The 14,425-nt window shown below is 69.0% G+C and carries 10 protein-coding genes; 4 read left to right on the top strand and 6 right to left on the bottom strand.

Features of this window, described 5'->3' with window-relative positions; translation table 11 throughout:
• Positions 1–39 precede the first annotated feature (39 nt).
• The 3 genes from AC1RTO_RS02960 to AC1RTO_RS02950 form a co-directional block, all read right to left on the bottom strand.
• Complete coding sequence (locus AC1RTO_RS02960; RefSeq protein WP_493159437.1) at positions 40–1,158, bottom strand: PepSY-associated TM helix domain-containing protein; 1,119 nt, start codon at positions 1,156–1,158, stop codon at positions 40–42.
• On the bottom strand, positions 1,155–3,206 hold the full coding sequence (locus AC1RTO_RS02955) for a TonB-dependent receptor (RefSeq protein ID WP_493159436.1): 2,052 nt from the start codon (positions 3,204–3,206) through the stop codon (positions 1,155–1,157). The genes AC1RTO_RS02960 and AC1RTO_RS02955 overlap by 4 nt, the downstream gene beginning before the upstream one ends.
• 70 nt (positions 3,207–3,276) lie before the next feature.
• Complete coding sequence (locus tag AC1RTO_RS02950) at positions 3,277–3,768, bottom strand: hypothetical protein (protein ID WP_493159435.1); 492 nt, start codon at positions 3,766–3,768, stop codon at positions 3,277–3,279.
• Between the two features lie 128 nt (positions 3,769–3,896).
• On the opposite strand from AC1RTO_RS02950, the gene AC1RTO_RS02945 reads away from it, so the two are divergent.
• From AC1RTO_RS02945 to AC1RTO_RS02935, 3 genes are all read left to right on the top strand, one after another.
• On the top strand, positions 3,897–5,534 hold the full coding sequence (locus tag AC1RTO_RS02945) for an inorganic phosphate transporter (RefSeq protein ID WP_493159434.1): 1,638 nt from the start codon (positions 3,897–3,899) through the stop codon (positions 5,532–5,534).
• Positions 5,535–5,824: 290 nt separating this feature from the next.
• A complete protein-coding gene (locus AC1RTO_RS02940; RefSeq protein ID WP_493159433.1) occupies positions 5,825–6,700 on the top strand; it encodes a UDP-2,3-diacylglucosamine diphosphatase in 876 nt (291 codons plus the stop codon).
• Positions 6,700–7,725 (top strand): glycosyltransferase family 4 protein, encoded by a 1,026-nt coding sequence (locus AC1RTO_RS02935; RefSeq protein WP_493159432.1) that lies wholly within the window; start codon positions 6,700–6,702, stop codon positions 7,723–7,725. The genes AC1RTO_RS02940 and AC1RTO_RS02935 overlap by 1 nt, the downstream gene beginning before the upstream one ends.
• Positions 7,726–7,745: 20 nt before the next feature.
• On the opposite strand, the gene AC1RTO_RS02930 is transcribed toward AC1RTO_RS02935, so the two are convergent.
• Genes AC1RTO_RS02930 through AC1RTO_RS02920 form a run of 3 tightly spaced genes read right to left on the bottom strand, consistent with a single transcriptional unit; the run spans position 7,746 to position 13,643 of the window.
• Positions 7,746–9,233, bottom strand: a complete 1,488-nt coding sequence (locus AC1RTO_RS02930; RefSeq protein ID WP_493159431.1) for an efflux transporter outer membrane subunit — start codon at positions 9,231–9,233, stop codon at positions 7,746–7,748.
• A gap of 6 nt (positions 9,234–9,239) precedes the next feature.
• The gene (locus AC1RTO_RS02925; protein WP_493159430.1) at positions 9,240–12,452 is read right to left on the bottom strand and encodes an efflux RND transporter permease subunit; all 3,213 of its coding nucleotides are present in this window, start codon (positions 12,450–12,452) and stop codon (positions 9,240–9,242) included.
• 6 nt (positions 12,453–12,458) lie between these two features.
• Positions 12,459–13,643 carry an efflux RND transporter periplasmic adaptor subunit gene (locus tag AC1RTO_RS02920; RefSeq protein WP_493160314.1) on the bottom strand — a complete coding sequence of 395 codons (1,185 nt, stop codon included), beginning with the start codon at positions 13,641–13,643 and terminating at the stop codon, positions 12,459–12,461.
• A 167-nt stretch (positions 13,644–13,810) separates the two neighbouring features.
• Between AC1RTO_RS02920 and AC1RTO_RS02915 the strand changes: the two genes are divergently transcribed.
• On the top strand, positions 13,811–14,392 hold the full coding sequence (locus tag AC1RTO_RS02915; protein WP_493159429.1) for a TetR/AcrR family transcriptional regulator: 582 nt from the start codon (positions 13,811–13,813) through the stop codon (positions 14,390–14,392).
• Positions 14,393–14,425 lie beyond the last annotated feature (33 nt).

Raw genomic sequence — 14,425 nt, 5'->3', positions numbered from 1 at the left:
ACGAAAGGGCCGTCCGGATCACACCGGGCGGCCTTTTCTTTAATTTCGAACCACCCCCCGCCGCCCCCACCAGCGCCACACCCCCGTCGCGAACAGCACCGCCGGCAGCAGCCCCGACGCGAACACCAGCCACCGCCCCGCCAGCCCGAGCACTTCGCCGTCGTGTAGCGGGTGCAGCCACGTCAGCACCGTGTCGCCGCCGCCGTCCTGGCGCGCGTCGCGCACCGCCAGCACGCGCCCGCCATAGGGGTCGAGCCAGACGTTGCTGCGCGGAAACCGCCGGCTCGGCTCGCCCGGTGCGGACAGGTTGACCCGCACCACCCCGCGTGCGCCCGCCGGCGTCTCGATCCACGCCAGCGACGCCCCCGGCAGCACCGCCCTCGCCCGCGCCACCAGCCCGTCCAGCGGCAGCATGCCGCCCGCCCGCGGCACGCTCTCCAGCACCGGCGTCGCGAACAGCGGCGAGGCGCGCGCCACCACGGGCCGCACCTGGTCGGGCAGGTCGAGCATCACCCCCGTCGCCGTCACCACGATCAGCACGATCGCGCCACCGATCCCGATCCATTTGTGCAGGTCGTACAATCGCCGCGACCGCGCGGCGGCGCGCTTCCACGCCAGCGAACGGCGCCAGCCGCCGGTGCGCGGCCACCACGCCCACAGGCCGCTGACCAGCAGCCCCAACATGGCGATCCCCGCAATCCCCATCGCGATGCCGCCGGGCTTCTGCAGCAGCAGCCGGTAATGCAGGTCGTAGATCCACGTCGTCCAGTAATCGCCCCAATAGCCGCGGCGTACGGCATGCAGCCCGACCGGATCGAGCCACAGCATCAGCGGCGCGAAGTCCCGCCCGCGCGTCTCGACCGGTTGGTAATAGCGGATCGGGATCGGACCGCCATCGGGCGTCACCTCGATCCGCCAAGCGCCGTCGCGGCCCGGATTGTCGCGCCGCAGCGCGTCATACACCGCCTGCCACGACGGCGGCCGCGCGCCAGCTGCGACGCGAGCCAGCCCCGGGTGCAGCGCGCCGTCGATCGCCGGGTAGAAGACCAGCACGCTGCCGGTCAGCCCGGTGACCGCGAACAGCAGGCCGATGCCCAACCCCAGCCACAGATGGATGCGCCGCACCATGACGCGCACCCGCTGCGCCGGCGTCGTCACAGCGTCAGCCGCACGCTGCCGTACAGCGCGCGCCCGTCCGCCGGCGCATGCAGCACCTGGCTGCCGTCGAACCAGACATATTCGTAGGCGCGATCGCCGATGTTCTTGAGCTGCGCCGCGACCTCCAGCCGCGGCAGCACCCGCCATGCGACCTCGCCGTTCACGACCAGATAGGCGCCGTAGCGCGGCAGCGTGTTGGCCGGCGTCAGCTCATAGCGCGACTGGCCGTTCCCCCACAGCGACACGCGCCAGCGCTCGGGGAGCACCACGTCCAGCCCGGCCGAGAACAGATGGCGCGGCACATGGTCGATCCAGTTGCCCGCCTGCGACGGTGTCGCCGGATCGGGGGTGACGATCCGCGCGCGCTGGTAGGAATAGGCGCCCCACATGCTGGCCGCCCGGACCAGCGTCACGCTTGTCTGCACGTCCAGCCCGGACCGCCGCGTAGCGCCCAGATTGTCGCTGTCGCCCGAGGGGTCGTTGAGCCGCCGCTTAATCTCGCCGCTCGCGGTCTGTTTCCACATCGCGACGCGCGCCTCCAGCCAGCGCCCCCGCGCCAGTCTGACGCCCGCCTCCCAGCCTTCATTGATCGACGAATCGAGGTCGGTGGTCCGCGGCGGCACCTTGTATGCGCCCGCGCCGACGCCGATCTGTAACGTCCGCCCGTAATTGGCATAAGCGGTGACTCCCGCCGCCGGGGTGATCGCGACGCTGACCTTGGGCTGGCTGATCGTGCCATAATCGTTGATCGGATAACGCTGTCCGTTCAGCCGGTTGTGCAATGTTCCCGACGCAATGTCGAAACGCCAGCCGGGGGTGATGCTGAGCCAGCCGGTCGGCTCGACCACCGCCTGCGCATAGCCGCCCGCCACGGTCAGCCCGAACGCCTGGTCGCGCGTCCGGCTGGTGATGCGGCGGTCGGCGGTCAGCCAGCGCAGGCTTTCATTGTCCTGCACCTGCACGTCGCCCCCCGCCTCCAGCATCAGGCGGTGCAGGACGGCGATTTTGGGGTGGTAATGTAGAACGGCCATCGCGCCGTAGTGGTTTTCGTGGGTCAGGCGGCGTTGTTGCGCGACGGTGGCGGAGAAGCGGACGTAGCGGTCGTCGTGGAAGCCGTTGGCATAGCCCTTCGCGCTCAGCGCCAGATCGTCGCCGAGGTCGGCGTCGAGATGCAGGCTGTACTGGCTCAACCGCCGCCGCCCGCCATCGCTCGCCGACACCGCATAGGAGCGGCGCCGGTCGGTATAGGCGTCGGCATCGGTCAGATAGCCCGGCTCGTCCGCCTCCGCCGCCGCATAGCGCGCGATCCCGCCGATCCGCACCGCCCCCCGGTCGTAGAACCATTTGCCCGCAAGGCTGACCCGATCGAGCCCGGCATGGTCGCGGAAGCCGTCGCTGCGCCGATAGCCGACGAAGTAGTTCTGGCTGAGCGGCCCCGTCTCCACCCCGGCGGACAGCTGCCCCTCCGCGGTGCCGAACGCCCCCGCCAGCGCGCGCACGTCCAGATAGTCGCCGCCGATCCGCGTCGCGATATCGGCACTGCCGGCGATCGCATGCAGGCCGTAGCGCGGGTCCGCCGTGCCGCGCACCAGCTCGACGCGCGCGATGTCGAGCGGCATCACCGCATCGATATAGGCCATGCCGCCGTCATTGGCGTTGGCGGGGATGCCGTCGATCGACAGCCTGACCGCGTTGATCTCCCCCTCCCCGTTGAAACCGCGGATCGAGAAGCGCCCCGACGTCGTCCCCTGGTTGAAATCGGTCAGCGTCACGCCGGGCAGCCGCGCGAACAGCTCCCATGTATTATCGACGCTCTGCCGTTGCGCGATGTCGCCGCCGAGCCGGTCGACTGAGGTCAGCACGGTCGCGCTCGATCCCGCCATGTCGCGCGCGGTGACGACGATGTCGCCGACCGAGAAGCTGGTGTCGCGCGCTGCGCGCGGGTCGTGGTCCTGGTCGGTATGGTCGGTATGGGCGGTCTGCGCCGCCACCGCCGGACAGACGGCAAGCATCAGGCCTGCCGCCGCGGCGGTTCGAAGATAGGTCATGAGAGAATCCCGATCCGGGCGCGCGTTCCCGCTTGGGAGGGACGGCGCCGTCAATGTGCATAGGGGCGGATCAGGCGGGGAGCGGCGGTCCCCGGAGCGGCGGCCGCAGGAACGGCACGGATCGCAGGCGGATAGGAACGACGGCGACGAAGCCCAGCGTCAGCACGAATGCCAAAGCGACGGCGAGCAGCACCGGATCGACCGGCATCGCCGCGCCATGCGCCAGCGCGGCGAACGGACAGGGCATGTCGGCAGCGGGATGGTCCACCCCGCCATGCCGCGTAGCGGGGTCGCCGGATGCCGCGTGCTTCGGCATGGCATGGTCCGGCATGGCATGATCCGCCATCGCGTCACCCGCCATGGCATCATCCGCCATCGCATGATGCGCCATCGGCGCCGCCGCGACCGGACCGAAGCCGCTGCAGATCTGCAACGCGACGCGGCCATCGACCACGCCGACCATGAACCCCGCCGGCACCAGCAGCTTCACGCCGAGCACCACCAGCGCCAGCCACAGGGCCAGCGTACGGTGATTCAGCGACAGGCGGCGCAGGGCGGTCACGCCCGCCATCCTAGGGGAGCCGGCGCGCCAAGTCATCGCCTCAGAGCGCGGCCGGAAAGCCCTGTCGATCCCACCGCCGCAACACGCCTGTCACGAACCCGTCACATTGCGGGTCCACCGGCAGCGTCATGGCTACCATGGTCTCTGCAGCACCTTCCCCCACGGCTGCCCGCGGCCCGCGTCTCGACGGCAATCTGCACCCCGCAAGCCGCTGGGTGTTCCTCGCCGTACTGGTCGGCGCACTCGGCTATGCGGGCGTCAGCATCGTCACCGACACGGCGGAGGTCGGCGAAACGCTCGCGACCGGCGTCTTCCTGTTCCTCGGGCTGGCGCTGCTGATCGCGCTGGGGTTCGAATTCGTCAACGGCTTCCACGACACCGCCAATGCGGTGGCCACGGTCATCTACACCCACGCCATGCCCGCACCGCTCGCGGTCGTCTGGTCCGGCTTCTTCAATTTCCTCGGCGTGCTGATGTCGTCGGGCGCGGTCGCCTATTCGATCATCACGCTGCTGCCGGTGGAGCTGATCCTCCACATCGGCTCGGCGGGCGGATTCGCGATGATCTTCGCCCTGCTGCTCGCCGCGGTGCTGTGGAATCTCGCCACCTGGTACGTCGGCCTGCCCAATTCCTCCAGCCACGCGCTGATCGGCTCGATCCTCGGCGTCGGCCTCGCCAACCAGTTGCTGTCGAACACCGGCGGCACGTCGGGCGTCGACTGGCATCAGGCGGAAAAGGTGCTGTCGGCCCTGATGGTCAGCCCGCTGATCGGCTTCGGCGGCGCGCTGCTGCTGCTGCTCGTGATGAAGCGCTTCCTGCGCGATCCCAAGCTGTACCGCGCGCCCGACACCAATGCGCCCCCGCCCCGCGGCATCCGCGCCACGCTGATCCTCACCTGCACCGCGGTCAGCTTCGCGCATGGCGGCAACGACGGGCAGAAGGGCATGGGCCTCATCATGCTCATCCTGATCGGCTGCGCGCCCACCGCCTATGCGCTCAACCGCACCGTGCCGGAAAGCGCCACGCCGGCCTTCGTCCAGCAGGCGCGCACCGCCGAGGCGATCTTCGCGCGCCAGCCCGGGCCCGAACCGACCTCGATCGACGCCGCCCGCGCCACCGTGACGCAGGGCCTCGCCGCCCGCCGCGTCGACAGCCAGGCGATGTACGGCGCGCTGTCGTCGCTGTCGCGCGACGTCGGCGACCGGCTCGCCAGCTACGGCTCGCTCGGCAAGGTTCCCGCCGCCGCCACGCCCAACCTGCGCGGCGACATGTATCTCGTCCTCGACGCCAGCAAGATGGTCGTCGCCGACGAGGGCGCGCAGGCCCGCTTCACCGCGCAGGAGATCCAGGGGATCAAGGGCTATGGCAGCGCGCTGGAACGCGGCACCCGCTACATCCCGCTGTGGGTGAAGGTCACCGTCGCGATCGCTCTGGGCCTCGGCACCATGGTCGGCTGGCGCCGCATCGTCGTCACCGTCGGCGAACGCATCGGCAAGACGCACCTCACCTATGGCATGGGCATGTCCGCCGAGCTGATGACCGCCGCGACGATCCTGCTCGCCGAACGCTTCGGCATGCCGGTGTCGACGACGCATATCCTCTCGTCGGGCGTCGCCGGAGCCTCGGTCGCGAACGGCGCCGGGCTGCAATGGCGCACGATCCGCAACATGGCGCTCGCCTGGGTGATGACGCTGCCGGCAGCGATGCTGCTCGCCGGTACGCTCTACTGGCTGCTGCTGACGGTGCTGCGCACCGCGATGGCATAGGGGCACTGGACGCCGCCTGCGGCTTCCCCTGCGCGATAAGGCGGAAACCGCGGGGCGGTCGATCGGCCGGGCATTCGATAGCGTCCCTGCCATCGTCGACGGATCTGCCTCATCGGTAAGGATCGTATCGGGAATGGAAACGATCGGGGTCGATCGTTTTCACCAAGGGGTTCATGCCGTCCATGGCGGCACCGCCGACCGCCACAGATCCGTCACGCTCCCGTGACGGCCGCGTAACATCGCACGGGCATAGGCATCCCCAAGGAACAGCGCGTTCCGGGGGGCCGATCATGACCACCAAAGATTGCACGAGCGACCAAACCGCCGACATCCTCGCCTTCCTGCCGCAGCGGCCGGCCGTGCCGGAACGCACCGACGGCGCCCGCCGCCGTTTCCGCACGATCTGGATCAGCGACGTCCATCTCGGCACGCGCGGCTGCAATGCGGAGATGCTGATCGACTTCCTCGACCATGTCGACAGCGAGCACATGTACCTCGTCGGCGACATGATCGACGGCTGGCGGCTGAAGAAGCGCTTCTACTGGCCCGCCGCGCACAACGACGTCGTCTGGCGCCTGATGAAACGCGCCAAGCGCGGCACCCGCGTCACCTATATTCCCGGCAACCACGACGAGGTGTTCCGCCAGTTCGCGGGGCTCGACTTCGGCGGCGTGAAGATCCGGCGCAAGGCGATCCACACCACCGCCGACGGCCGCCGCCTGCTCGTCCTGCACGGCGACGAATTCGACGCGATCACGCTGGCGCACCGCTGGGTCGCGTTCGTCGGCGACAGCGCCTACACCGCGCTGATGGTGGTCAACCAGTGGCTCAACGTCGCGCGCCGCCGGCTCGGCATGCCCTATTGGTCGCTGTCGAAGCACGCCAAGGCGAAGGTCAAGAATGCCGTCGCCTTCATCTCGCATTTCGAGGAGGTCGTCGCGCATGCCGCCGGGTCGCGCGGCGTCGACGGCGTCGTCTGCGGGCACATCCACACCGCGGAAATCCGCCAGATCGGCGATATCGCTTATTACAACGACGGCGACTGGGTGGAGGGCTGCACCGCGCTGGTCGAGCATTTCGACGGGCGAATGGAGCTGCTCCACTGGGCCGACGAGATCGCGCGGCGCGATGCGGATGCGCGGGCCGCAGCGGCGATCGCCGCCTGATGCGGATCGCGCTCGTCACCGACGCGTGGCAGCCGCAGGTCAACGGCGTCGTCCGCACTTTGACCTCGATCAAGCGCGAGCTGGAGGCGCAGGGCCATGAGCTGCTGGTCGTCTCGCCCGACCGCTTCGCCAGCCTGCCCTGCCCCAGCTACCCCGAGATCCGGCTGGCGCTCGCCCGCGGCAGCACGATCGGCCGGCTGATCCGCGCCTTCGACGCCGATGCGATCCACATCGCCACCGAAGGGCCGCTCGGCCTCGCCGCGCGCCGCTGGTGCCTCGGCGAAGGGCTGCGCTTCACCACCGCCTATCACACGCAGTTTCCCGATTACGTCGCCGCGCGTACCGGCGTGAACGCCGAATGGATCTGGCGCTATATCCGCTGGTTCCACGCCCCCGCCGACGCGATCCTGACCTCGACCCCTTCGGTCGATGCGGTGTTGCGCAGCCACGGCCTCGGCCGGCTGCGCCGCTGGGGCCGCGGCGTCGACCTTGCCACCTTCTCCACCGCGGGTGCGGTCGATCCGGCGATCACGGCGCTTGCTGGCCCGATCCTGCTCTATGTCGGCCGCGTCGCGGTGGAGAAGAACGTCGAGGCGTTTCTGGAGGCCGATGTCGCCGGCACCAAGGTGGTGGTCGGCGACGGCCCCGCCCGCGCGATGCTCGCCGCGCGCTATCCGTCGGCGCATTTCCTCGGGCCGAAGTTCGGCGACGCACTCGCCGCCGCCTATCGCAGCGCCGATGTCCTGGTCTTTCCGAGCCGCACCGACACGTTCGGGCTGGTGATGATCGAGGCGCTCGCCTGCGGCACCCCGGTCGCCGCCCTGCCGGCGCCCGGCCCGGTCGACGTGCTCGACGGCAGCGTCGGGGCGATCGACGACGATCTGGCGGCGGCGATCGTGCTGGCGCTGACCCGCGACCGCGCCGCCTGTGCCGCTTATGCGGCGCGCTTCACCTGGGCGAACAGCGCGCGCCAGTTCCTCGACAGCCTCGCGCCGATCCGCGCCTGCACCGCGCAGGCGGCCTGACCGTCCGACGCGGCGGGCGCTTATTCCAGACCGCCGCCGAGCGACCGGTACAATTCGACCAGATTGCTGCCCCGCGACAGCCGCGTCGTCACCAGCTGCTGCTGCGCGGTGTAGAGGTTCCGCTGCGAATCGAGCGTGGTGAGGAAGGAATCCACCCCCGCCCGATAGCGCGCGTCGGAGATCCGGAATGCGACGTTCGCGGCATCGGCCCGCGCCGTCTGCGCGGCGATCTGTTCGTCGATCGTGCCGCGCTGCGCCAGCGCATCGGCGACCTCGCGGAAGGCGGTCTGCACCGTCTTTTCATAGGTCGCGACCGCGCCCTGCTGCTGCGCCCGCGCCGATTCGAGGTTGCCGCGCAGCCGCCCGCCGTCGAACAGCGGCAGCGACACCGCCGGCGACCCGGTATAGGTGAAGCTGCCGCCCGCGAAGAGGCCGCTCAGCGCGGTGCTGATCGTTCCCAGCGTCGCGGTCAGCGAGATGCTCGGGAACATCGCCGCGCGCGCCGCGCCGATATTGGCGTTCTGCGCGATCAGCTGGTGCTCGGCCTGCAGCACGTCCGGCCGCCGCAGCAGCACGTCGGAGGCGACGCCCGCGGGCAGCACCTGCAACGCGGCATCACCGTTGCCAAGACCCTGCGGCAGCAGTTCGGGCGTTACCGGTGCGCCGACCAGCAGGTCGAGCGCATTCCGGTCCTGCGCCACCCGCGTTTTCAGCACCGCGATGTCGTTGCGCGCGGTCTGGTAGGTCGTTTCCGCCTGCCGCGCCTCCAGCTCCGACGCCACGCCGATGCGGAACTGCGCCCGCGTCAGCTCCAGCGTCTGCGCGAACGACTTGAGCGAATCCTGCGAGATCCGCATCTGGTCCTGATCCGACGCCAGCGTCAGCCATGCCGTCGCGATCTCTGCGATCAGGCTGATCCGCGTCGACCGCTGCGCCTCCTCGGTCGCGAAATATTGTTCCAGCGCCGCCCGGCTGAGATTGCGCACGCGACCGAACAGATCGAGCTCGAACGCCGAGAAACCGGCGTTGACCGAATAGAATTCGAGGTTCGACGAGGTGCTGCCGACGTTCGCGCCGGCGCCGGCGCCGGCCCCTGCTCCGGTACCCGCGCCGGCCCCGCCGGCTGCCGCACCGCCGCCGGCCGCGCCCGCGCCACCGAAGATGTTGTTGGTGTAGGTCCCTGACCCCGACAGCGTCGTCGACGGCACCAGATCGGCACGCTGGACGCGATACTGCGCCCGCGCCTGCAACACGTTCGCCGCCGCGAGCCGCAGATCGCGGTTATTCTCGAGGCCCAGCGCGATCGTGTTGCGCAACCGGTCGTCGGTGAAGAACGTCCGCCAGCCGATCCTGGTGACGTCGGGCGCGTCGGTCGCCGCCGCCGGATAGACGCCGCCCTGCGGCAATGCCGCCGGCACCGCGCCCACCGGCCGCACGTATTTGGGCGCCAGATTGCACCCGGCGAGCGCGGTGGCCGCGAGCAGACCCAGGACACACTTGCTGTTCATCACCACTCAGGCTCCCTGCGGCGCGGGATGGGGACCCCGTCCGCCATCGTCACGCGCGTCATCGTCATGGTCGTCGTGCGGCCGATCCTCCGCGACCGGCTTCGCCTCGCCGCCATGGCCGAACAGGCGCAGCACGACGACGAAGAACATCGGCACGAAGAAGATCGCGAGCACCGTCGCCGACAGCATGCCGCCGACCACCGCGCGCCCGATCGCATTCTGCCCGCCCGCACCCGCGCCGGTCGACAGCGCCAGCGGCAACACGCCGAAGATGAACGCGAGGCTGGTCATCAGGATCGGACGCAGGCGCAGCTTCGCAGCCTCCACCGCGGCCTCGAAGGGTTTCATCCCCTCGTTGATCCGCTCCTCGGCGAATTCGACGATCAGGATCGCATTCTTCGCGGACACGCCGATCGTCGTGATGAGGCCGACCTGCAGGTAGATGTCGTTGTTCAGGCCGGTCAGCCACGCCGCCAGCACCGCGCCGAGCACGCCGAGCGGCACGACCAGCAGCACCGAGATCGGCACCGACCAGCTTTCGTACAGCGCGGCAAGGCACAGGAACACGATCAGCAGCGACAGGCCGTACAGGGCCGGTGCCTGCCCACCCGACAGCCGCTCCTCGAACGACAGGCCGGTCCATTCGAGCGCGGTGCCCGGGGGCAGCTTGGCATGGATTTCCTCCATCGCCGTCATCGCCGCGCCCGTGCTCAGCCCCGGTCCGGGCGAACCCTGGATCTGCATCGCCGGCTGGCCATTGTAGCGGGTCAGCTGCACCGGCGCGTTCGCCCATTCCAGCGTCGAGAAGGCGGTGAACGGTGCCATCTGGCCGCTGGTGCTGCGCACGTACAGGTCGCCGACGTCATCGGGCGCGAGCCGGTAGGGGGCATCGGCCTGCATGTAGACGCGCTTGACGCGGCCACGATCGATGAAGTCGTTGATGTAGGTGCCGCCCCAGGCCGTCGAAATCGTCGAATTGACGTCGGCGAGGTCGAGGCCGAGCGCGCGGGCCTTGTCCTCGTCGACCTGCACCTTGAGCTGCGGCGCGTCGTCGAGGCTGAGCGGGCGGACCTGCGCGAGGTTCGGATTCTGCGCGGCCATGCCGAGCATCATGTTGCGCGCCTGCACCAGCTTTTCATGACCGATCCCGCCGGTATCGACCAGCTGCGCATCGAAGCCCGTGGCATTGCCCAGCTCCTGCACCGCCGGCGGCACCAGCGCGAAGATCATGCCGTCCTTATATTGGGCGAAGGTGCCCATCGCCCGGCCGACGATCGCCTGCGCCTTGTTCTCGGCACCGCCGCGATCCTCCCACGGCTTCAGGTTGACGAAGACGAGGCCGGCATTCTGGCCCTGCCCTGCGAAGCTGAACCCGTTGATCGTGAACACGCCGGCGACGTTGGCGCTTTCCTGTTTCAGGAAATGATCGCGGACGAGGGCCAGCCCCTTGTCGGTGCGTGCGGTCGTCGCACCCGCCGGACCCTGGACCAGCGCGAGTACCGTCCCCTGATCCTCGTCGGGCAGGAAGCCCGACGGCAGGCGCGTGAACACGAACACCATGCCGGCGACGATCAGCACATAGACGAGCAGCGACCGCTTCCAGCTGCGCGCCGTGCGCTTCACGCCGCCCTCATATTTGTGCTGCGCGTTGTCGAACTTCTCGTTGAACCAGCGGAAGAAGCGCGCGAGCAGGCCGTTGCCCTGCTTCTTGTCGGGATCGTGACGCTTCAGGATCGTCGCGCACAGCGCCGGGGTCAGGATCAGGGCGACCATGACCGAGAGCACCATCGCCGAGACGATCGTGATCGAGAACTGGCGATAGATCACGCCGGTCGACCCGCCGAAGAAGGCCATCGGCAGGAAGACCGCGGACAGCACCAGGCCGATGCCGATCAGCGCGCCGCTGATCTCGTCCATCGACTTGCGCGCCGCTTCCTTCGGGCTGAGATGTTCGGTGACGATCAGCCGCTCGACGTTCTCGACCACGACGATCGCGTCGTCGACCAGCAGGCCGATGGCGAGCACCATGCCGAACAGCGTCAGCGTGTTGATGGTGAAGCCGGCCATCGCCATCACGCCGAACGTGCCGAGCAGCACGACCGGGACCGCGATGGTCGGGATGATCGTCGCCCGCCAGTTCTGGAGGAACAGGAACATGACGAGGAAGACGAGCACCACCGCCTCGATCAGCGTGTGGATCACCTGCTCGACCGACAGCCGCACGAACGGCGTGGTGTCGTAGGGGTAGATGACCTTGACGTCGGCGGGCAGCGTCTTGCCGATCGATTCCGCCCGCGCCTTGACCAGCTCGACCGTGTCGAGCGCATTGGCCCCCGCGGCGAGACGGACGCCGAAGCCCGAGGCGGGTTTGCCGTTATACTGAACGTCGAAGCCGTAATTTTCCGCGCCGAGTTCGACCCGGGCGACGTCGTTGAGGCGCACGACCGCACCGGTGGTGGTCGTCTTCAGGCGGATGTTGCCGAACTGCTCGGGCGTCTGCAGGCGCGACTGGACCGAGACGGTCGCGTTGAGCATCTGCTCCTTGGGCGCGGGCTGCGCGCCGATCTGTCCGGCGGAAACCTGCGCGTTCTGCGCCTGCACCGCGGCGGAGACGTCGCCGATGGTGAGGGCGTAGCTGTTGAGCTTCACCGGATCGAGCCAGATGCGCATCGCATATTGCGCGCCGAACACCTGCAGCTCGCCGACGCCCGAGACGCGGCTGACCGGATCCTGGAACTTCGACACGACCATGTCGGAAAGGTCGGTATTGGTGTGCGAGCCGTCGGTCGACACGAGGCCGACGACCAGCAGGAAGCTGGCGGCGGACTTGGTCACCTGAATGCCCTGGCGCTGCACTTCCTGCGGCAGCAGCGGGGTCGCCGCCTGCAGCTTGTTCTGCACCTGCACCTGCGCGATGTCGGGATCGGTGCCCTGTTCGAAGGTCAGCGTGATCGTCACCGTGCCCGCCGAGGACGACGAGGACGAGAAATAGCGCAGGTTGTCGATGCCCTTGAGCTGCTGCTCGATGATCTGCGTCGTCGTGCGCTCCAGCGTTTCCGCATCGGCGCCGGGATAGCTGGCGGTGATCGCGACCGCGGGCGGTGCGATCTCGGGGAACTGGGCGACGGGCAGGCTGCGGATCGCGATGATCCCCGCCAGCATCAGCACCATGGCGATGACCCATGCGAAGATGGGCCGATCGATGAAATAGCGGGACATCAGCGGTTACTTCGCCTGAGCTGCGGGCGCGCCGGCGCCGTTGCCCGGCTGGGCTCCGGCGGCGGGGGCGTTGGGGTTCCACGGTTTGCCCTGCACCGGCATGCCCGGGCGCAGCATCATGCCGCCCTCGACGATCACCTTGTCGCCGACCTTCAGACCGCCGGTGACGAGCCAGTTGTCGCCGATCGTGCGGCTGGTCTGCAGGACGCGCGGCTGCACCTTGTTGTCGGCGCCGATGACCATGACGGTCGCCCCGCCCTTTTCATCGCGGGTGACGGCGCGCTGCGGCACCAGCATCGCCTTCTGGTCCGTACCCTGCGTCAGCGAGGCGCGGACGAACATGCCCGGCAGCAGCAATCCGTTGGGATTGGGGAACAATGCGCGGATGATCTGCGAGCCCGTCGTCGGATCGACGGTGACGTCGGCGAAGCGCAGCGTCCCCTGCGGACCGTAATCGCTGCCGTCCTCCAGCTTCAGCTTGACCGGCGCATTGCCGTCGCGCGTCAGCTGGCCGCTCATGATCTGCTGGCGCAGCTTGAGCAGGTCGGCGCTCGACTGCTGGATGTCGATATAGATCGGGTCGATGCGCTGGATCGTCGCCAGCGCCTCGGTCTGCGCCGCCGAGACCAGCGCGCCGGTGGTGAACACCGACCGGCCGATGCGACCGGTGATCGGCGCGCGGATGGTCGTACGGGCGAGATCGATCTGCGCGGTGCGAAGCGCGGCCTGCTGCGCCGCAACATCGGCCTGCGCCTGCTGCGCCGTCGTCTGCGCGTTTTCGAGGTCCTGACGCGAGATCGCGTTGATCTTGACCAGTTCGCCGTAGCGGCGGGCGAGCGCCGCGCTCGACGCGATGCTGGCACGGGCGCGGGCCAGTGCGGCACGGGCGCTGGCGACCTGCGCCTGATAGGGCGACGGGTCGATCCGGTAGAGCGGCTGGCCCTTGCGGACGACATCGCCCTCGACGAACAGGCGCTCCAGCACCAGGCCGTTGACCTGCGGGCGGACTTCCGACGTTTCGAAGGCGGTGGTGCGGCCGGGCAGCTCGGTGGTGAGCGTCACCGCCTCCTGCCGGACCAGGACATAGCCGACGGTGGGCGGCCCCTGCGGCGCCTGCTGCTGCTCGTTACCGCCGCCGCACGCCGCCAGAGCCAGTGCCAACGCGAGCACCGCCACTCCGTGTCGCTTCATCGCCATGCCAAAATGTCCGCTAAAAAAATTGTGAGTGATCGATCACTCACGCCCTGCTACAACCGTTCAGGAACGAGCGTCAAGGCTCGTGGTATGAGGATGGAATGATCGATTCCGGTTTTTGTTGCGACGCACCACGAAATAGGACCGCCGTCCGCCGCGAACGGGTGATCGATGCTGCACGTAAGTTATTTATCGACAACGGTTTTCACGCCACCGGCATCGCCCAGATCGCCAAGGAATCGGGCGTCGCGGTCGGCCAGTTGTATCGCGACTTCGCAGCGAAGGAAGACATCGTCGCGGCCATCGTCGACACCGATTGTCGCAGCTTCATGGCTGCCGACTCGCTGCGACTCGCGATCGAAAAGGGCGACGAACGTCAGGTAAGGGATTGGATTCGCCAGTTCGTCCTGCCCGACGAAGACGCCGACGACGGCCGCCTGTTCGCCGAGATCATGGCCGAGGCGGGCCGCAACGAGCGAATCGCCGCGATCTTCGACCGGACGCACAACGACGTCCACCGGCTGATGCTCGCCGCGCTCGACATGCTGGCCCCGGGGGCGGCGCTGACCGAGCGCCGCGCCGCGCTCGCCGACGTCATCCTCACCATGTCGCTGGGGCTGCTCCACCACCAGATCGTCCGCCCCGGGGCGACGCTGGCGCCGCTGGTCCAGGCGATGCTCGCGATCATCGACCGCGACATCGACGCGATCAGGGGCAAGGCACAGGCGGAGTCCGTTCCCGCCTGAACCCGGGGGCCGACCGCAGCGGGCAGACGGGAC

Source organism: Sphingomonas sp. GW821-FHT10F09, from assembly GCF_058809195.1.
The sequence above is the reverse complement of the archived record's forward strand: the minus strand, read 5'-3'. Positions and strand labels throughout refer to the sequence as shown.